The organism is Nocardioides phosphati (assembly GCF_014646375.1).
Lineage (GTDB): Bacteria > Actinomycetota > Actinomycetes > Propionibacteriales > Nocardioidaceae > Nocardioides > Nocardioides phosphati.
Map to the genome: position 1 here is coordinate 15,438 of NZ_BMNI01000004.1, position 16,993 is coordinate 32,430.

Annotated in this window: 20 protein-coding genes; 9 read left to right on the forward strand and 11 right to left on the reverse strand. The window is 72.1% G+C overall.

The window, feature by feature from the left end; genetic code table 11:
- Positions 1-40: 40 nt before the first annotated feature.
- On the reverse strand, positions 41-3,238 hold the full coding sequence (gene ileS, locus IEX47_RS09390; protein WP_188783763.1) for an isoleucine--tRNA ligase: 3,198 nt from the start codon (positions 3,236-3,238) through the stop codon (positions 41-43).
- Positions 3,239-3,546: 308 nt separating this feature from the next.
- On the opposite strand from ileS, the gene IEX47_RS09395 reads away from it, so the two are divergent.
- Genes IEX47_RS09395 through IEX47_RS09405 form a run of 3 tightly spaced genes read left to right on the forward strand, consistent with a single transcriptional unit; the run spans position 3,547 to position 6,227 of the window.
- Positions 3,547-4,335: an acyl-CoA thioesterase gene (locus IEX47_RS09395; protein WP_188783764.1), complete on the forward strand. Its 789-nt coding sequence runs from the start codon at positions 3,547-3,549 to the stop codon at positions 4,333-4,335.
- Between the two features lie 54 nt (positions 4,336-4,389).
- A complete protein-coding gene (gene dapD / locus IEX47_RS09400; RefSeq protein ID WP_188783765.1) occupies positions 4,390-5,346 on the forward strand; it encodes a 2,3,4,5-tetrahydropyridine-2,6-dicarboxylate N-succinyltransferase in 957 nt (318 codons plus the stop codon).
- Positions 5,347-5,375: 29 nt separating this feature from the next.
- Positions 5,376-6,227, forward strand: coding sequence for a VldE C-terminal domain-containing protein (locus IEX47_RS09405; RefSeq protein WP_229662759.1), 852 nt, complete (start codon positions 5,376-5,378; stop codon positions 6,225-6,227).
- 34 nt (positions 6,228-6,261) lie between these two features.
- On the opposite strand, the gene dapC is transcribed toward IEX47_RS09405, so the two are convergent.
- Both dapC and fdxA read right to left on the reverse strand, forming a co-directional pair.
- Entirely contained in the window at positions 6,262-7,353 is a 1,092-nt protein-coding gene (gene dapC, locus IEX47_RS09410) for a succinyldiaminopimelate transaminase (RefSeq protein ID WP_188783766.1), read from the reverse strand.
- A 26-nt stretch (positions 7,354-7,379) separates the two neighbouring features.
- Positions 7,380-7,703, reverse strand: coding sequence for a ferredoxin (gene fdxA, locus IEX47_RS09415; RefSeq protein ID WP_188783767.1), 324 nt, complete (start codon positions 7,701-7,703; stop codon positions 7,380-7,382).
- 57 nt (positions 7,704-7,760) lie between these two features.
- Between fdxA and IEX47_RS09420 the strand changes: the two genes are divergently transcribed.
- Positions 7,761-8,648, forward strand: a complete 888-nt coding sequence (locus IEX47_RS09420; protein ID WP_188783768.1) for a GNAT family N-acetyltransferase — start codon at positions 7,761-7,763, stop codon at positions 8,646-8,648.
- Here the strand turns inward: IEX47_RS09420 and IEX47_RS09425 are convergent, their stop codons facing one another.
- The 3 genes from IEX47_RS09425 to IEX47_RS09435 are packed head-to-tail and all read right to left on the reverse strand — an operon-like array spanning position 8,649 to position 11,611.
- On the reverse strand, positions 8,649-10,358 hold the full coding sequence (locus tag IEX47_RS09425) for a VanW family protein (RefSeq protein WP_188783769.1): 1,710 nt from the start codon (positions 10,356-10,358) through the stop codon (positions 8,649-8,651).
- Positions 10,358-11,275: an N-acetyl-1-D-myo-inositol-2-amino-2-deoxy-alpha-D-glucopyranoside deacetylase gene (gene mshB / locus IEX47_RS09430; protein ID WP_188783770.1), complete on the reverse strand. Its 918-nt coding sequence runs from the start codon at positions 11,273-11,275 to the stop codon at positions 10,358-10,360. Before mshB ends, IEX47_RS09425 begins: the two co-directional genes overlap by 1 nt.
- A gap of 42 nt (positions 11,276-11,317) precedes the next feature.
- Positions 11,318-11,611, reverse strand: a complete 294-nt coding sequence (locus tag IEX47_RS09435) for a hypothetical protein (RefSeq protein WP_188783771.1) — start codon at positions 11,609-11,611, stop codon at positions 11,318-11,320.
- 19 nt (positions 11,612-11,630) lie between these two features.
- Between IEX47_RS09435 and IEX47_RS09440 the strand changes: the two genes are divergently transcribed.
- The gene (locus IEX47_RS09440) at positions 11,631-12,743 is read left to right on the forward strand and encodes a hypothetical protein (protein ID WP_188783772.1); all 1,113 of its coding nucleotides are present in this window, start codon (positions 11,631-11,633) and stop codon (positions 12,741-12,743) included.
- A gap of 22 nt (positions 12,744-12,765) precedes the next feature.
- On the opposite strand, the gene IEX47_RS09445 is transcribed toward IEX47_RS09440, so the two are convergent.
- Positions 12,766-13,203 (reverse strand): methyltransferase family protein, encoded by a 438-nt coding sequence (locus tag IEX47_RS09445; RefSeq protein ID WP_188783773.1) that lies wholly within the window; start codon positions 13,201-13,203, stop codon positions 12,766-12,768.
- A 46-nt stretch (positions 13,204-13,249) separates the two neighbouring features.
- Here IEX47_RS09445 and IEX47_RS09450 point away from each other — a divergent pair, with 46 nt between their 5' ends.
- On the forward strand, positions 13,250-13,456 hold the full coding sequence (locus tag IEX47_RS09450; protein ID WP_188783774.1) for a hypothetical protein: 207 nt from the start codon (positions 13,250-13,252) through the stop codon (positions 13,454-13,456).
- 21 nt (positions 13,457-13,477) lie between these two features.
- On the opposite strand, the gene IEX47_RS09455 is transcribed toward IEX47_RS09450, so the two are convergent.
- The 3 genes from IEX47_RS09455 to IEX47_RS09465 are packed head-to-tail and all read right to left on the reverse strand — an operon-like array spanning position 13,478 to position 14,650.
- Positions 13,478-13,765: a hypothetical protein gene (locus tag IEX47_RS09455; protein ID WP_188783775.1), complete on the reverse strand. Its 288-nt coding sequence runs from the start codon at positions 13,763-13,765 to the stop codon at positions 13,478-13,480.
- A 54-nt stretch (positions 13,766-13,819) separates the two neighbouring features.
- On the reverse strand, positions 13,820-14,032 hold the full coding sequence (locus IEX47_RS09460) for a hypothetical protein (protein ID WP_188783776.1): 213 nt from the start codon (positions 14,030-14,032) through the stop codon (positions 13,820-13,822).
- A 24-nt stretch (positions 14,033-14,056) separates the two neighbouring features.
- A complete protein-coding gene (locus IEX47_RS09465) occupies positions 14,057-14,650 on the reverse strand; it encodes a TetR/AcrR family transcriptional regulator (protein WP_188783777.1) in 594 nt (197 codons plus the stop codon).
- Between the two features lie 89 nt (positions 14,651-14,739).
- Here IEX47_RS09465 and IEX47_RS09470 point away from each other — a divergent pair, with 89 nt between their 5' ends.
- Together IEX47_RS09470 and IEX47_RS09475 are read left to right on the forward strand one after the other, a co-directional pair.
- Entirely contained in the window at positions 14,740-15,213 is a 474-nt protein-coding gene (locus tag IEX47_RS09470; protein ID WP_188783778.1) for an SRPBCC family protein, read from the forward strand.
- Between the two features lie 40 nt (positions 15,214-15,253).
- Complete coding sequence (locus tag IEX47_RS09475) at positions 15,254-15,895, forward strand: dihydrofolate reductase family protein (RefSeq protein WP_188783779.1); 642 nt, start codon at positions 15,254-15,256, stop codon at positions 15,893-15,895.
- On the opposite strand, the gene IEX47_RS09480 is transcribed toward IEX47_RS09475, so the two are convergent.
- Positions 15,843-16,283 carry a hypothetical protein gene (locus IEX47_RS09480; protein ID WP_188783780.1) on the reverse strand — a complete coding sequence of 147 codons (441 nt, stop codon included), beginning with the start codon at positions 16,281-16,283 and terminating at the stop codon, positions 15,843-15,845. The two genes, IEX47_RS09475 and IEX47_RS09480, sit on opposite strands and share 53 nt — an antisense overlap.
- A 129-nt stretch (positions 16,284-16,412) precedes the next feature.
- Here IEX47_RS09480 and IEX47_RS09485 point away from each other — a divergent pair, with 129 nt between their 5' ends.
- Positions 16,413-16,976: a COG4315 family predicted lipoprotein gene (locus IEX47_RS09485; RefSeq protein ID WP_188783781.1), complete on the forward strand. Its 564-nt coding sequence runs from the start codon at positions 16,413-16,415 to the stop codon at positions 16,974-16,976.
- The last annotated feature ends 17 nt before the right edge of the window (positions 16,977-16,993 follow it).

Consider the following 16,993-nt stretch of genomic DNA (forward strand, 5'->3'; position numbering starts at 1 on the left):
TCTCGCTGCTCCAGATGTGCCGTCTCGGCGCGGGGTGGTCTCAGGCCCTGGTGACGGTGACCTTCAGCTCGGCGCCGGAGGCCAGCTCCTCGTAGGCGACGGAGGTCGCGAGGGTCTCCCCCGCCACCAGCGCCTCGTGGGCCTTCGCGGCCGCGACCAGGTCGGCCGGAGCCGCCACGGTCAGGGCGATCCGGTCGGAGACCTCGAGGCCGGCGTCCTTGCGGGCCTGCTGGACGGCGCGGACCAGGTCGCGGGCAGCGCCCTCGGCCTCCAGCTCGGGCGTCAGCTGCGTGTCGAGGACGACGAAGCCGCCCCGCGGCAGCACGCCCGTGGCGGTGCCACCCGAGGCGTCGCCGGCGACGGTCTCGAGGGTGTACTCCCCCTCGACCAGCGCCAGGCCGCCGGCGGTCACGACACCGGCCGCGTCGACGGACCAGTCACCCGTCTTCGAGCCCTTGATCGCGAGCTGCACGTCCTTGCCCAGGCGCGGACCGGCGGCACGGGCGTTGACGGTGAGCTTCTGCTCCACGCCGTACGCCGACGCCTCGTCGCTGTCGGCGGCCACGAGCTGCACGCCCTTGACGTTGACCTCGTCGGCGACGATGCCCGTGAAGGCACTCAGGTCGAGGTCGGTCACGACGGTCAGTCCGGCGAGCGGCAGGCGGTTGCGCAGGCTGTTGGCCTTGCGCAGCGCGGAGGTGGCCGAGCAGACGTCGCGGACGACGTCCATCTGCGCGACCAGCGCCTCGTCGGCGGGCAGGTCGTCGAGCGACGGCCAGTCGGCGAGGTGCACCGAGCGCTCGCCGGTCAGGCCGCGCCAGATCTCCTCGACGGTCAGCGGCGCCAGCGGCGCGAGCACACGGCAGAGCGTCTCGAGCACGGTCCAGAGCGTGTCGAACGCCGCCTCGTTGTCGGCCGTCACGACGCCGTCGGCGACCCAGAACCGCTCGCGCGAGCGACGGATGTACCAGTTGGTCAGCACGTCGATGAAGCCGCGCGTCGACTCGCAGGCGTTGGCCACGTCGTACGCGTCGAGCTGCTCGGTCATCTCGGCGACGTAGTCGCGGAGCTTGGCGAGCAGGTAGCGGTCGAGCGGGTCGCTCGAGTCCGTGCGGCGCTTCGCGTCGTAGCCGGCGGCGTTGGCGTACAGCTGGAAGAAGTACCAGGACGACCAGAGCGGGATCAGCACCTGGCGGACCGAGTCGCGGATGCCCTGCTCGGTGACGACCAGGTTGCCGCCGCGCAGGATCGGGCTCGACATGAGGAACCAGCGCATCGCGTCGGCACCGTCGCGGTCGAAGACCTCGGCGACGTCCGGGTAGTTGCGCAGCGACTTCGACATCTTCTGGCCGTCGGAGCCGAGGACGATGCCGTGGCTCACGCAGGACTTGAACGCCGGGCGGTCGAAGAGCGCGGTGGCCAGGATGTGCAGCGTGTAGAACCAGCCGCGGGTCTGGCCGATGTACTCGACGATGAAGTCGGCCGGGAAGTTCGCCTCGAACCAGTCGGCGTTCTCGAACGGGTAGTGGTTCTGCGCGAACGACATCGAGCCCGAGTCGAACCAGACGTCGAGGACGTCGGTCACCCGGCGCATGGTCGACTGGCCGGTCGGGTCGTCGGGGTTCGGGCGCGTCAGGTCGTCGACGTAGGGCCGGTGCAGGTCGGTGACCTCGACGCCGAAGTCGGCCTCGAGCTCGGCGAAGGAGCCGTAGACGTCGACGCGGGGGTACTCCGGGTTGTCCGACTTCCACACCGGCACCGGGGAGCCCCAGAAGCGGTTGCGCGTGATCGACCAGTCGCGGGCGTTCTCGACCCACTTGCCGAACTGGCCGTGCTTGATGTGGTCGGGCGTCCACGAGATCTGCTCGTTGAGCTCGCCCATGCGGCCCTTGAACTTCGTGACCTCGACGAACCACGACGAGACCGCCATGTAGAGCAGCGGCTGGCGGCAGCGCCAGCAGTGCGGGTAGCTGTGGTCGTAGGTCTCCTGGCGCAGCAGGACCGTGCCCGCGGTGACCTTGCCGGTCGTCGCCTTGAGGTCGGCGATCACGGGCTTGTTGGCGTCGAAGACCTGCAGGCCGGCGTACTCCTCGACCGGGAAGGTGAAGCGGCCGTCCTTGCCAACGGGCACGACGGTCTCGACACCGGCGGCGTCGAGGACCGCCTTGTCGTCCTCACCGAAGCCGGGCGCGAGGTGCACGATGCCGGTGCCGTCCTCGGTCGTGACGAAGTCGGCGGCGAGCACCTGGTGGGCGTTGTCGGCACCGGCGTAGTAGCTGAACGGCGGCAGGTAGCGGCGCCCCGCGAGCTCGCTGCCCGTGAAGGTCGCGACGACCGTCGGCTCGTCACCGAGCTCCTTCGCGTACGCCGCGACACGGCCCTCGGCGAGCAGGAACCTGCCCGCGACGGAGCCGGTCGACTCGACCAGCGCGTAGGTCACGTCGGGACCGACGGCGACACCCATGTTGGACGGCAGGGTCCAGGGGGTCGTCGTCCAGATCAGCACGTTGGCCCCGTTGAGCGGGTCGGCAGCATCGTCCGAGTCGGCGAGGCGGAAGCCGACGGTGAGCGCCGGGTCCTGGCGCATCTTGTAGACGTCGTCGTCCATGCGGAGCTCGTGGTTGGAGAGCGGCGTCTCGTCGTTCCAGCAGTAGGGCAGGATCCGGAAGCCCTCGTAGACCAGTCCCTTCTCGTGCAGCTGCTTGAAGGCCCAGATGACCGACTCCATGAACTCGGGGTTCATCGTCCGGTAGTCGTTGTCGAAGTCGACCCAGCGCGCCTGGCGGGTGACGTAGCGCTGCCACTCGTCGGCGTACTTGAGGACGGAGGCGCGGCACGCCTCGTTGAACTTCTCGATGCCGAGCTCGTGGATCTCGTCGGTGGTCTTGAGGCCGAGCTGGCGCATCGCCTCGAGCTCGGCGGGCAGGCCGTGGGTGTCCCAGCCGAAGCGGCGCTCGACACGCTTGCCGCGCATCGTCTGGTAGCGCGGGATCAGGTCCTTGACGTAGCCGGTCAGCAGGTGGCCGTAGTGCGGCAGGCCGTTGGCGAACGGCGGGCCGTCGTAGAAGACGAACTCGTCACCGCCGTCGGCGCGCGTCGGGCGCTGGTCGATGGAGGCCTGGAAGGTGCCGTCCTTCTCCCAGTAGGCCAGCACGGCCTCCTCGATCGAGGGGAAGCGCGGGCTCGCGGGCACGCTCGCTGCGTCGGTGTGGCTGACCTTGGGGTAGGACGAGGTCACGGTGCGGCTCCTGGGCGGTACTCGGCAAACGGGGGTCTACTCGGTGTCTTCTCGAGGACGAGCCCTTGCGGGACCGCGGTACCACCTCGCTTGCCGTCCGGGGACGACCGCTTCGTTCTGGCTGTGACGGGCCACCCGTCCGGTTCTACTGGGGCCCTCCCGCCGGCCTTAGCGATCGCTAAGCCCGGAGATCAGACCTGTTCTTCCGGAGGCTCGCCGCTGATGACGGCTCAGACGCCTTGCGCCAAGGATACGGCGTGAGAACCCCCACGTAGCAATCGGTCACCAGCGGGAGGACGATCGCTCGGGTGAGCCACTTCTTCGACGACGCCATCGCCACGAAGCCCCTCGGCGGGGGCCTCCACCAGGTCACCGTCACCGATGCGTGGCACACCGCCAACAAGACTCCCAACGGCGGCTTCGTGCTGGCCCTCCTCCTCCACGCGGTCATGCAGGAGACGAAGGACCCCGATCCGCTGAGCATCGCGGTCACCTACTTCCGTCCCGCCACCGCCGGCGAGGGCGAGGTCCGGGTTCGCGAGGTGCGCGCCGGGCGCCGCGTCTCGACGTACGACGCGTTGCTGGTGCAGGGCGGCAAGGAGGTCGCGCACGCGGTCGTCTCGACCCACGACTGGGACCAGGCGGGGAGCGTCCAGCACACGCCGCACGCGGCCCCCGAGATGCCGGCGCCCGAGGCCTGCGCGGACCTGACCACCGTGATCCCGGCGGGGATGATCCCGATCCTCGACCGCTACACCTACCGCAACGCCGCGATCCCCGGCTGGCTCGAGGGCTCGCCCACCGGCGTCAGCGAGTCGCTCGGCTGGATCAAGGCGGCCGACGACCGTCCGGTCGACGCCCTGCTCGCCGGCGCGATGACCGACGCGTTCGCGCCCGTGACCGCCGAGATCGGCCACCTCGGCTCGGCGACGATCCAGCTGACCGTGCACTTCCGCCGCCGCCCGGAGACGACCTGGGCGCTCGGCCACGTCGTCACCCGCCACGTGATCGACGGCTACGCCGACGAGGACGTCGAGCTCTGGGACGAGCAGGGCCGGCTGATCGCGCAGTCGCGCCAGCTCGCGATCCTCGCCTGACGACCACCGCCTGACGGGCAGGGCACTGCCGGGATCCCCGTAGAATCCGCTCACGTGACTGACAATCTTTCTGGGAACTCTGCCTGGGGCCACGGCCTCGCGACCCTTGCCGCTGACGAGACCGTCCTGGATGTCTGGTTCCCCGCGCCCGCGCTCGGTGCGAAGCCGGCGGACGCCGAGGCCACGGAGGAGTTCGCCACGCTGGCCGACCTCGCGGTCGCCGACGCCGCGCGCGACGTGACGCGCAAGGTCGTGACGGTCGAGATCGCGGACCTCGCAGCGCCGCCGGTCGACACCGCGGACGTCTGGCTCCGCCTCCACCTGCTGTCGCACCGCCTCGTGCAGCCGCACGGGCTGTCGCTCGACGGCCAGTTCGGCTTCCTCGCCAACGTCGTGTGGACCTCGCAGGGCCCGTGCGCGGTCGAGGGCTTCGAGCTCACCCGGGCCCGCCTCAAGGCCGCGGGCCGCCCGGTGGCGGTCTACGGCGTCGACAAGTTCCCGCGGATGGTCGACTACGTCGTGCCGTCCGGCGTACGCATCGCCGACGCGGACCGCGTGCGGCTCGGCGCCCACCTCGCCTCCGGCACCACCGTCATGCACGAGGGCTTCGTGAACTTCAACGCCGGCACGCTCGGCACCTCGATGGTCGAGGGCCGGATCTCGGCCGGCGTCGTGGTCGGCGACGGCTCGGACATCGGCGGCGGCGCCTCGATCATGGGCACGCTCTCCGGCGGCGGCAAGCAGGTCATCTCCGTCGGCCGGCGCTGCCTCCTCGGCGCCAACTCGGGCCTCGGCATCTCGCTCGGCGACGACTGCGTCGTCGAGGCGGGCACCTACATCACCGCCGGCTCCAAGGTGACCCTGGCCGACGGCTCGGTCGTCAAGGCCGGCGAGCTGTCGGGCGCCTCCAACGTGCTCTTCCGCCGCAACTCCATCTCGGGTGCCCTCGAGGCCGTGGCGTGGAAGGGCGAGGGCATCGCCCTCAACGCCGCGCTCCACGCCAACGACTGACCTGCTCGCAGGACGGGAGGGAGGGTCGGGTGCGCGTCCGTAGTGCCGTCGCGACCCTCGCCGTGCTCGCGGGCGTCGGCGGGGTCGCCGTCGCGGTCGTCCGCGGCGCCGGCCCCCTGCCCGACCCCGAGGGCTGCACCGCCGTCGTGCAGCAGCACGAGGTGCTCCTCGACACCGAGCAGGCGGAGAACGCCGCGTTGATCGCCGCCATCGGCGTCCACCGCAGCCTCCCGGCCCGTGCCGTCAGCATCGCGCTGGCCACGGCGTACCAGGAGTCGAAGATGGTCAACATCGAGCACGGCGACCGCGACTCCCTCGGGCTCTTCCAGCAGCGCCCCTCGCAGGGCTGGGGCACCGAGTCCGAGATCCTCGACCCGGTGCACGCGACCAACGCCTTCTACGACGCGCTCGTGAAGATCGACGGCTACGAGAGCATGCGGATCACCGAGGCCGCGCAGAAGGTGCAGCACTCGGCGTTCCCGGAGGCCTACGAGGACCACGCGGAGGACGGGCGGGCGCTCGCCTCAGCACTGACCGGCTGGTCGCACCACTCGTTCACCTGCGTCGTGCGCCACGGCGACGGTGACGTCCCCGGCACGGTGGCGACGGTGCGCCAGGAGGTGGCGAACCTCTTCGGCCTCACCGGCACCCGCTCAGGCAGGCGCGGCCTCGACCTCGCGGTCGGAGGCCGATCCCCCGCCGACCTCCGTCGGGGCTGGGCGATCGCGTCGTACCTGGTCGCGCAGGCCAACCGGCTCGGCATCGGCGAGGTGCGGTACGACGGCAAGGTCTGGCGCTCCGGCGACGCGAGCGAGGACGGCTGGCGCGACGCCACCGGCTCCGCGATCAGCGGCCCGCTGCACGTCGAGATCGCCCGCTGAACTGCCTCCGCTGACCTGCCTCCGCTGACCTGCCTCAGGCGAGGCGGGCGACGGCGGCGTCGATGCGCTCGTCGGTCGCGGTGATCGCGATGCGCACGTGCTGCCTGCCGGCGGTGCCGTAGAAGTCACCGGGCGCAGCGAGGATGCCCCGCTCGGCCAGCCACGCGACGGTCTCCCAGCAGCCCTCGCCGCGGGTGGACCAGAGGTAGAGCGCGGCCTCGGAGTGGTCGACGGTGAAGCCGGCACCCTCGAGCGCTGCCTTCAGCTTCGTCCGCCGGGCGGCGTAGCGCGCGTGCTGCTCCGCCGCGTGGGCGTCGTCGGCGTAGACCGCCGCCATGACCTCCTGGACCGGGCCGGGGACGATCAGGCCGAGGTTCTTGCGGACCGCGAGCAGCTCCTTGACGACCGCTGTGTCGCCGGCGACGAAGCCGGCGCGGTAGCCGGCCAGGTTGGAGCGCTTGGAGAGCGAGTGGACGACGAGGATGCCGTCGGCGCTGCCGCCACTGATGTCCGGGTGGAGCACGGACATCGCCGAGCCCTCCCACACGCAGTCGAGGTAGCACTCGTCGGAGACGAGCAGGACGCCGCGCTCGCGGCACCAGTCGACGACCTTCTTGAGGTGCTCCGGCGGGAGCACGCGGCCCGTCGGGTTGGACGGGCTGTTGAGCCACAGGATCCGGGGCCTCTGCGGGCCGAGCGCGGTCAGCGAGTCGGACGCCTTGGGCGTCGCACCCGCCAGCGCCGCCCCGACCTCGTACGTCGGGTAGGCAGCCTCGGGGAAGACGACCAGGTCGCCCGCGCCGACGCCGAGGTGCAGCGCGAGCTGCGCGATCAGCTCCTTGGTGCCGACGACCGGCAGGACCTGGTCGAGACCGAGGCCGGTCACGCCGTGGACGCGCGCGAACCAGTCGATGACCGCCTGCCGCGTCGCGGGCAGGCCGATCGTGGTCGGGTAGCCCGGCCAGTTCGCAGCCGCCACCAGCGCGTCGACCGCGACCTGCGGGGTCGGGTCCACCGGCGTGCCGATGGAGAGGTCGACGATGCCGTCAGCGTGCGCGCGCGCCTTCTCGGCGTACGACGTGAGCTTGTCCCAGGGGAAGTCGGGGAGCCGGCCAGAGACAGGCACAGCGACGGAGCCCTCGGACAAACGAGTCACTCCTGGTTCTGCGGGGGGAGCTCGGCGACGATCGGGTGGTCCTTGTCGATCTCACCCATCTTGGCCGCGCCACCCGGCGAGCCGAGGTCGTCGAAGAAGTGGACGTTGGCGTCGTAGTACTGCTTCTGGTCCGCCGGGACGTCGTCCTCGTAGTAGATCGCCTCGACGGGGCAGACCGGCTCACACGCACCGCAGTCGACGCACTCGTCGGGGTGGATGTAGAGCATGCGCTTGCCCTCGTAGATGCAGTCGACGGGGCACTCGTCGACGCACGCGCGGTCCTTGACGTCGACACACGGCTGGGCGATGACGTAGGTCATCCGGACCTCCGAAGGGCTTGGAAGAGGGCTTGCGCAGGTCAGCCTAGTATCCCCGTCATGCCGGACAGCACCCGCTCTCCCTATCTGGGCCCCCACGTCGTCGGACAACGTGTCGTGGTCCGGCGTCTGGTGCCCGGCGAGACCGGCCCGACGGGCGGTCCGGCCTTCACCGACGTGCTCGGCGACTGCATCGCGTGGGACCCCTGCGTGGTCGTCACGGCGACCGGCGAGCGGGTCGAGATCCCGCTCGACCTGATCGTGTCGGGCAAGCCCGTACCGCCCCGTCCGTCGGTGCGGCTGCGGGCCAGCGTCGCGGAGTGCGAGTCGCACGTCGCCGGCCTGTGGTCCTCGGTCGCCACCACCACCGTCGGCGCCTGGCAGGTGCGCCGCTCCCCCGGCGTCGCCCGCCGCCGTGCGAACTCCTGCCTCGCGGTCGTCGACCCCGGGCTCCCCCTCGCCGCCGCGGTCGACGCCGTCCGCGCGGCGTACGGCGACCAGCCCGCGCTGCTCCACGTGGAGGTCGGCTCGGACCTGTCCACGGCGCTCCGCGCCCTCGGCTGTACGCCGGCGGGCGGCGAGGCCGACTTCCTCCTGGCCGGCGCGAGCCGGGCCCTGCGCGCGGCCGGCGCCGCAGCGGCTCCGGCGGAGCTCACCACGTCCGGCAGCCACGCCTCGGTGAGCATCGGCGGGGCCTGCGACGCCGTCGCGGAGGGCCAGGCCACCGTCGACGGCGACTGGCTCGGGATCCACGACCTCCTGGTCGACCCCGCCCACCGGCGCCGCGGGCTGGCCCGCTCGGCACTGGCCGCCCTCCTCGAGTGGGGCGTCGAGCAGGGTGCCTCCAACGCCTGGCTCCACGTCGAGACCGGCAACGTCGCGGCCCACGCGCTCTACGCCTCGCTGGGCTTCGCCGAGCACCACCGCATGGAGTACCTCAGGGCCTGATCAGCCCTGCGACTTCTCCGGGTCGAGCGCCTTGCAGGTGACCTTGTCGGCCGCGTTGTAGTGCGTCGTCATGGTCTCGGTGCGCACGCGGTGGCCGTCGCGGTTGAAGTGGCGGTAGACCTTGATGTCGAAGCCGGTGTTGGGCTCCTGCGGCTCGCAGTCGGGCGCGGTCGAGACCCGCTCGCCCGGCTTCACGACGTTGTAGCGCTTGCTGGTCGAGGTCGTGATGTCCCAGTACTTCGTCGACCACATGCTCACGGTCACCACGCCGGGGCTCGACGGCGTCGACTTCTGCACGTGGGTCTCGATGAGGACGCCGTACGGCGTGTCGTTCTGGAACTTCAGGTCGACGGTCGGCCAGGCCACCGTCGCCTCGCGCCCGACCGGGTAACGGTCGAAGTAGAGGCTGTGGGGCTTGTGCTCGATGTCCTTGAGGCCGGCGAAGAACGCCGCGTTGAACGTCGTGGTGGCGACCTGCGAGACGCCACCGCCGAGCGCGGTCGTGATCTCGCCGCCGTCGATCACGTAGCCCTCGACGAAGCCGTTGGCCTTCGTCCGCTGGCCGACGGTGCCGTTGAGCGAGAACGTGTCACCGGGAGCCAGCACGGTGCCGTCGATCAGCGACAGCGCGCGCGGGATGTTGATGTTGCGGTAGTCGGTGTGCGGGTAGTAGGTCGTGAACGTCGAGACCTTCTCCTTGATCCCCCACTTGCGGGCGTCGGCGGTCGTGACCTTCGGCTTCGCCACCTTGGCCCGGACGTCGAGCGTGCGGTCACTGCCCGGCCGGACGACCAGGTCGAGGAAGCGGCCGCTCACGTCGCGGGGGTCGTAGGTGACGCCGGGCCTGCCGGGCACGACGCGTGGGACGCCGCCGACGAGCTTCACCGTGGCGTCGACGGCCTTGCCCGCGTCACCCAGGTGGGCGTCGACGATGGTGCGCAGCCGCTTCGCCGAGAGGTGCGGGACGAGCTCGCCGTCCTGGGCGACCATCGAGAGCGCGGGCGCGAAGTCCTGGGGCTTGAGGACGACCCGCTGGTCGTCGAAGCGGAGCGTGACCGGCGCACTCATCGCGGGCCGGGCGAACGACTCGAGCGCGGCGGCGGTCTCGGCATCGGTCACCTGCGGCTGCACGTCGGTCAGCGCCAGGGTCGCCGGCGCGCCCGCGACGTACGCCGCCTCGAGGGCCGCGCGCGTCGTCTCGCGGTCGAGCCCGAGGCCGGTGCGCGCCGGGACCGCCTTCGCGACCCCGCCCGTGAAACGGACCGCGCCCTCGCGCGCCGGGCGGCCGTGGCGCTGCTCGAGCCCGCTGACGGCCTGCTCGAGGGTGGCGCCGTCGATGTTGACCACCGGCGCGACCTCGTCGACGCCGGCGTAGTAGTCCCACAGCCGGCGTGGGTCGAAGGACCGGCCGCCTCCGGCCTCCGCGACGGTGGCCGCCGCGTCGAAGTGGAGGCCGAGCTGCCCGGCGGTCAGCGACTCGCGCGCACCGCCGACCGAGACCGCGATCGTGTCGTGGTTGGCGAACTCCTTCTCCAGCCGCGCCTTGGCCGCGGCCGGCGACAGGCCGCCCACCTCGACGCCGGCGACGGTCGCGCCGCGCGGCAGCCGGTCAGCAGCGAAGGCCCACGCCGCGACGTACAGCCCCGCGAGGAGGAGGACAACCGCGAGTCTGACGATGAGGGCAGCGCCGCCGCCGAGCCGGCGCCCCATCAGAGTCCTGCGAAGAGATCGGTCTCGAAGCCGTCGTCACCGACCGGGCCCTTGACGCCCTTGGCGAGCCGGTAGAACTCCGTGCTCCAGAACGTCGTGCCGACCGAGCCACCCATCGCGAAGAAGGGGCCGTCGGGGTCGATCTGGGTGCGGTGCGCCTTCATCGCAGCGACCTTCTGCTCGCCGTACTCCCCACCCTCGACCGCGGCCGCGAGCCAGGCGTCGGGCGTGGTGAACGGGCCCATGTCGCCGTCGGGGTCCATTCCGCCGAAGGTCTCGGTGTCGCCGCTCTCGCGCAGCGCCCGCAGGCTCGCGCGCATCCGGCTCTCGCTCATCGCGCACCAGTAGATCTTGGCGATGTCGTGCGGCTCCCCCAGGTCCAGCTTGTACGACGGCACGGCGGCGAGCTGCGCGGCGTACATCGCCACCCGGTGCGCCTGGATGTGGTCGGGGTGGCCGTAGTTGCCGAACTCGTCGTAGGTGACGAGGACCTGCGGGCGGACCTCGCGGATCACCTTCACCAGCTCGTCGGCCGCCCGGGTGAGGTCGGCGTTGGCGAAGGCACGCTCGTCGGTCTCGTCGGCGGCGATCGCATAGCCCTTCTCGTGCCACTTCATGCCCGAGTCGCGGAAGGCTCCGAAGCCGCCGAGGAAGCGGTGGTCGGTGACGCCGAGGATCTTCATCGCCTCGGCGAGCTCCTCGCGGCGGTGGTCGCCGAGCACGTCGTCCTGGTCGGCGGCGATGTGCGCCAGCTCGGGCACCAGGACCTCGCCGAGCTCGCCCGCCGTGCAGGTGACGAGCGTGACCTGACGGCCCTCGGCGACGTAGCGCGCCATCGTCGCGCCGTTCTGGATCGTCTCGTCGTCGGGGTGCGCGTGCACCAGCAGGAGGCGCATGTCAGCAGGACTGAGGGTCATGTCCACAACCCTAGAGGGCGCGACCGACAGCCACCGGAAGCGTCACTGCAGGTCGGGGCGCTTCACCCGGATCGGGGCGGCCGGCAGGTCCGCCTGCAGCGGCGGCAGCACGACCTCGGTCGGCGCGGCCTCGTCGACCTCGAGCCAACCGTCGTACTCCTCGACGAGCAGCTCGAGCGCGATCGGCGGCGCGTCGCTGACGACGGCCCACGGGTGGTCCTCGTCGTCGTCCTCGCCGGCCAGGCGCTCACGGGCGACCTCGGCGTCGAAGCCGTCGGAGCGGAGCCGGGCGGCCACCGCCCGCGCGTCGTCCTCCTCGAAGAAGATCCCTCTCATGGGCGCTACGGTGCCAGACATGTCCGACCGCAGCACCCCGGGTCCCGACCGGGCCACCGCGCCGGTCCACGGCGTCCACCTCCGGCGTACGGACGAGCGGGTCGACGAGGTGGCCGCGCTCACCGAGGCGTGCGGTGGAGCGGTCGGCGTCGACGGCGTCCTGCACCACCTCGAACGCCGCCTGCGCCGCGCCGTACCGGCGGGGATGAAGGTGTGGCGGTCGTGGGCCTGGGACCGGGCCGACTCGTTCAGCAAGCGGTGGTGGCCGCAGGGCATCACCACGTCCCTCGACGCCACGGGCACCGCGCGCGGCCTCGTCGCCGGGCGCGAGGTGGTCGTGACGAGCTGGTACTCGCACCCCGTCGCGGGCATCAACAAGGGCGTGCGGATCTCGTTCGCCGACGTCAATGCGCGCCGCTACCGCCACGTGCTCCTCGTCGTGCCGAAGATCGTCGACGGGCAGGTCACCTTCACCCAGCTCAAGGCCCACGCCGGCGGCATCGTCTGGGTGGGGCCGTGGCTCTACGTCGCGGGCACCCGCAAGGGGATCCACGTCTTCCGGATGTCCGACCTCGTGCGGATCCCCGACGCGCTCTTCGACGAGGACCCCTCCCGGATCGGGCGCGACGGCGACCGGCTCGCCTCCTTCGGCTATCGCTACGTCCTGCCCCTGCGCTTCTCCTACCGCGCCGCCGCGGACGACGGCGAGGAGCCGCTGCGCTACTCGTTCCTCTCCCTCGACCGCGACCCCAGCGGGCCCGGTCTGGTCGTCGGCGAGTACGGCCGCCGCCAGCAGACCACCCGGCTCGCGCGCTTCGACCTCGACCCCGAGACCTGGCTGCTCCCCGTCGACGAGCACGGCTACTCCCGCCCGCTCCTCCTCGAGGGCACCGGCCAGCGCGGCATGCAGGGCGCCTGCCTGGTCGGCGGCACCTGGTACCTCACCTGCTCGCACGGCCCGTGGGGCCTCGGCACCCTGTACGTCGGGCGGCCCGGCGCGTGGAGGGCCATCCGCCGGGCGCTGCCGATGGGGCCCGAGGACATCGCCTACGTCCCCGCCACCGACTCGCTCTGGTCGGTCACCGAGCACCCCGGCCGGCGCTGGATCTACAAGCTGCGGCGGCCGCGCTGAACGAAGGGCCAGGCTCTTCGCCTCACAACCAGCGCTTGGTGCGGAGCGCGTAGTCGTCCCACGCGTCGCCGAACTTCTGCTCCATCACGCGCTCCTCGGGCTGGATCTGCAGCTCGTCGATCGCGAGCACGAAGCCCGCGACCGGCAGCCAGGTGAGCAGGCCGCCCTCGCCCAGCGCGTGGGCGGCGAGCGCACCGGCCATGCCGACGTACATCGGGTTGCGGGTGCGCCGGTAGGGGCCGTCGGTGACGAGCGTCGTGGCCTTCTCGGGGTGGAGCGGGTGCACGGTGGTCCGCGCCTCGCGGAAGCGCGCGACCGCGGCGCCGGCGAGGCCGACGCTGCCCGCGGCGAGGGCGGTCGCAGCGGCCTTGCGGACCGGGCCGGCGCCCTCCTTCGGGGCGAGCGCGTGCTGCACCGCGGCGAAGCCGAGTGCCATGACCGGGGGCGGGATGACGGGCATGCTCCGACGCTAGTCGTGTGCCGGCCGGCGGGTCTACCGTGGCGGGATGGCTGAGCACTCCGCACCGACCGCCCCGCAGTGCCCCACCTGCGGCCAGCCGTTGCGCACCGGCGGGCACCTGCGTCCCGACGACGCCGTGGCGGTCTCCCGCACCGGCAACGCCGGGATCACCTTCGAGACCCAGGGACGCTGCGAGAACGAGGCGTGTCCCGACTTCGGCCGCGAGTTCGCGCCGGAGGCCTGGCTGACCTGAGCCGCGCCGACGCGCCGGGAGTCAGCCGGCGGCAGGGCGCGCGGCGTACCACTTGAGGAGGCGCTCGGCGAACTCCTCGACGATGGTCTCGTCGGGGTACTTGCCGAAGTGGTCGTGCAGCTCGTGGTCGAGGTAGGCCACGATCTCCTCGCGCCTGTCGGTGTGGCCCAGACGGGTCAGCAGCGGCTGGATCAGGAGCTCGTACTCGTCGGGGTAGAAGCCGTTGGCGGCGTAGTAGCCGATCGGGTCCCAGTCGCTGAGCATGTGGCGGACCTCGATGACGTCCGCTGATTCGTGCTGCACGGTCATGAGCGCATCAAAGCACCCGCCCGTGACGACCGCCACAGGATCGAGCGAGCTTCGTCAGCGGCGGCCGAACGCCAGGTAGGCCAGCGGGCCGACCGGCTGCACGACGGAGCCCGCGCGCCACAGCAGCTTCGGCCCGCGGACCAGCTCCTTGGGGCGCCTGCCGAGGTCGCGCAGGACGTAGCCGGTCAGCACCATCTCGGCGACGCCGCCCGCGACGACCAGCTTCTGCTGGGTCGGGGTGAGGTCGCTCCACTTCTTCTTCGCCATGCCGGCGAACCTAGCCCGGGCCACCTAGCGCGCGGGGCACTCCTCGACGACGGCCCGGGCGTGCCGCACCCCGCGCTCCAGCTCGGCGTCTCCACCGAAGAGCTGGTACATCGTGTTGGCCCCGGCGAGCAGCGCGTCGATCCGGAACGCCGCGTCCTCCGGCTCCGGGTGGCCCGCGGTCGCGAGGTCGGCGGCGAGGAGCGTCAGCCACTCCCGCTTGAGGGCCCGGACGCTGTCGGCGACGGGGCCGTCACGGTGGCCGTACTCGACCGAGGTGGCGGTCAGGAAGCAGCCGCCGCGGAAGACCTCGCCGCGCTGGTAGGCCAGCCAGGCGTCGAGGATCGCGTGGAGGCGGGCGCCGCCGGGATCCTCACCCCACGCCGGCGCCATGACGGCGGCGGCGAAGATCTTGCGGGCCTCGCCGACGGCAGCCACCTGGATGCTCTCGCGCGAGCCGAAGACCGTGAGGATGCCGGACTTGCTCACGCCGGTGGCGGCCGCGAGCCCGCCGACGGTGATCGAGTCCAGGCCGCTCACGGTGGCGACCATCGCCGCCTCCCGCGCGACCGTACGCCGGGTGGCGTCGCCCCGCGCCCGTCGTCCGTCGACCTGGTCCATGCCGGCATTCTATGCGACCGACTGGACGTAAAGCGTTCGGCGGCCTAGGTTGACGACTACACGTCCGATCGGTCGCAAAGGAGTCCGTCATGACCATCCCCGTCCTGGAGAAGAGCATCGAGATCGCCGCCCCGCCCGCTGAGGTGTGGGCGCTGGTCGGCGACCTGCGTCGCATGGCGGACTGGAGCCCGCAGGTCGACTCGACGCGGCTCTCCACCGGCTGCGCAGAGATCGGCCCCGGCGCCCGCGTGACCAACCGCAACGTCCAGGGCGAGCTGGCCTGGATCACGCACGCCGAGGTGGTCCGCTTCGACGAGGGCCGCGAGATCGCCTTCCGCATCGAGGAGAACTGGTCGGTGTGGTCCTTCACCCTGGAGCCCTCGGCGGTGGGCACGAGGCTGACGCAGCGACGCGACGCCCCGGACGGCCTCTCGGCCTCCTCGCTGCACGCGCAGGAGACCTGGCTCGGCGGCCAGGCGGCGTTCACGGAGACGCTGCGCGCGGGCATGGCGGAGACGCTCGAGCGGATCAGGGCACAGGCGGAGGCGGTCGCAGCCCGCTGATCGGTCCCGCCCCGAGGCACCCCGTGGCAGGGTGTGCGCCATGGCTGTGCGCGTTGACCTCAACATCTCCCTCGACGGATTCGCGACGACGACGGACCAGACCCCGGAGAACCCCTTCGGCGAGGACTGGGGCCGCCTCACCGCGGCCTACGTCGGGACGCGGACGTTCCAGGCGCGGGTCTTCGGCAAGACCTCCGGCGAGGGCACGACCGGCGTCGACGAGAAGTACGCCGCGGCGTACTTCGAGGGCATCGGCGCCGAGATCATGGGCGCCGGGATGTTCGGGCTGCACACGTTTCCCGACGACCCGGAGTGGCAGGGCTGGTGGGGCGACGAGCCGCCCTTCCACTGCCCGGTCTTCGTGCTGACCCACCGCGAGCGGCCGTCGATCGACTTCGCGAACGGCACGTCGTTCCACTTCATCAGCGCGACGCCGCAGGAGGCGCTCGACCGGGCACTCGAGGCGGCCGGCGACCAGGACGTCCGCGTCGGCGGCGGCGCGACCGTCGCGCGTGACTTCCTCGCGGCGGGGCTCGTCGACCGGCTGCACGTGGCGATCACGCCGATCCTGACCGGCGACGGCATCCGGCTCTGGGACGACCTGCGCGGGCTCGAGACGGGCTACGAGGTCAGCTCCGAGACGGCCGAGAGCGGCGTCGTCCACCTGACCTTCGCGCGGTAGCGGGCAGCGCGACGGCCAGCGCGAGCGCCGCGAGCGCGGCGACCACCTCCGCCACGAAGCTCGCCGTCTTCCCCGAGAACCAGAGCGGCTCGTACATGTCCGGCAGCGGCCCGAGCCGGCCCGGGTCACCCCACGTGTACGCCGCGACGGCGAGCGCGCCGCCGCCTGCGACGACCGCCGCCAGCACGGCCGTGGCCCGCCGCGGCAGCAGCACCACCGCCACCGCGGCGAGCAGCGCAGCGCCTCCCTCGAGGCGGAAGAGCGTCGCCTGGCTGACGACGGAGGTCGCCACGCGGCGGTAGTCCCCGGCGTACTGGAGGTGCACCCAGGCGTCGACGGCGAGGCCGCCTGCGACGAGCGGGACGAGCAGCCACCGGCGGAGGTCCATGTCGGTCTCCCTTCTGCTGGTGACACGACGTCGGCGGCCGGACGGTTCAGGTGAACCGATCGCGACCCGGCGCCGTGTCATGAGGAGAAGGCGGCTCTCGGGCCGCACGGACCCACGCAAGGAGACGCCATGGACACCATCGCGCACATCGGACGGGGCCACTACGCAGCACTGGCGACCGCGCTCGCAGCCGCCGCCCTCCTGGCCGGCTGCGGTGGCTCGACCCCGTCGAGCCCGGGAGACGAGGAAGGGCCGGAGCAGGTCGCCACCGGCTCGGGCGAGTACGGCACGCACCTGACCGCCGACGACGGCACGTCCGTCTACCTCTGGATGGGCGACCACGGCAGTACGTCGTCGTGTTCTGGCGCGTGCGCGAAGGCCTGGCCGCCCGTGCTCACCCACGGCGCACCCAAGGCCGGCAAGGGCGTGGACGCCGCCAGGCTCGCCACGGTCAAGCGCGCCGACGGCGGTACCCAGGTCACCTACGCCGGGCACCCGCTCTACTACTTCGCGGGCGACGGCGGAGCGGGCGACACCAACGGCGAGGGCAGCAACGGCTTCGGTGCGAAGTGGTGGCTGGTCGCCCCGACCGGCGCGGCGATCACCGAGGACGCGGGGTCCGGCTCCTCGATGTCGCCGTCGATGTCGCCGTCGATGTCGCCGTCCGACTCGTCCGACGGTGGTGGCTACTGAGCGGGCCGGCGCAGCAG

Bases quoted from the DNA above. Each gene is read 5' to 3' on its own strand.
- IEX47_RS09450 (WP_188783774.1), top strand. From the start codon at position 13,250: ATGGCTGAGCACTCCGCACCGACCGCCCCGCAGTGCCCCACCTGCGGC.
- IEX47_RS09425 (WP_188783769.1), bottom strand. From the start codon at position 10,358: ATGGGGCGCCGGCTCGGCGGCGGCGCTGCCCTCATCGTCAGACTCGCG.
- IEX47_RS09445 (WP_188783773.1), bottom strand. From the start codon at position 13,203: ATGCCCGTCATCCCGCCCCCGGTCATGGCACTCGGCTTCGCCGCGGTG.
- IEX47_RS09420 (WP_188783768.1), top strand. From the start codon at position 7,761: ATGCCGGACAGCACCCGCTCTCCCTATCTGGGCCCCCACGTCGTCGGA.
- IEX47_RS09485 (WP_188783781.1), top strand. From the start codon at position 16,413: ATGGACACCATCGCGCACATCGGACGGGGCCACTACGCAGCACTGGCG.
- IEX47_RS09470 (WP_188783778.1), top strand. From the start codon at position 14,740: ATGACCATCCCCGTCCTGGAGAAGAGCATCGAGATCGCCGCCCCGCCC.
- IEX47_RS09480 (WP_188783780.1), bottom strand. From the start codon at position 16,283: ATGGACCTCCGCCGGTGGCTGCTCGTCCCGCTCGTCGCAGGCGGCCTC.
- IEX47_RS09440 (WP_188783772.1), top strand. From the start codon at position 11,631: ATGTCCGACCGCAGCACCCCGGGTCCCGACCGGGCCACCGCGCCGGTC.
- IEX47_RS09460 (WP_188783776.1), bottom strand. From the start codon at position 14,032: ATGGCGAAGAAGAAGTGGAGCGACCTCACCCCGACCCAGCAGAAGCTG.
- IEX47_RS09465 (WP_188783777.1), bottom strand. From the start codon at position 14,650: ATGGACCAGGTCGACGGACGACGGGCGCGGGGCGACGCCACCCGGCGT.
- IEX47_RS09475 (WP_188783779.1), top strand. From the start codon at position 15,254: ATGGCTGTGCGCGTTGACCTCAACATCTCCCTCGACGGATTCGCGACG.
- fdxA (WP_188783767.1), bottom strand. From the start codon at position 7,703: ATGACCTACGTCATCGCCCAGCCGTGTGTCGACGTCAAGGACCGCGCG.
- IEX47_RS09435 (WP_188783771.1), bottom strand. From the start codon at position 11,611: ATGAGAGGGATCTTCTTCGAGGAGGACGACGCGCGGGCGGTGGCCGCC.
- IEX47_RS09455 (WP_188783775.1), bottom strand. From the start codon at position 13,765: ATGACCGTGCAGCACGAATCAGCGGACGTCATCGAGGTCCGCCACATG.
- mshB (WP_188783770.1), bottom strand. From the start codon at position 11,275: ATGACCCTCAGTCCTGCTGACATGCGCCTCCTGCTGGTGCACGCGCAC.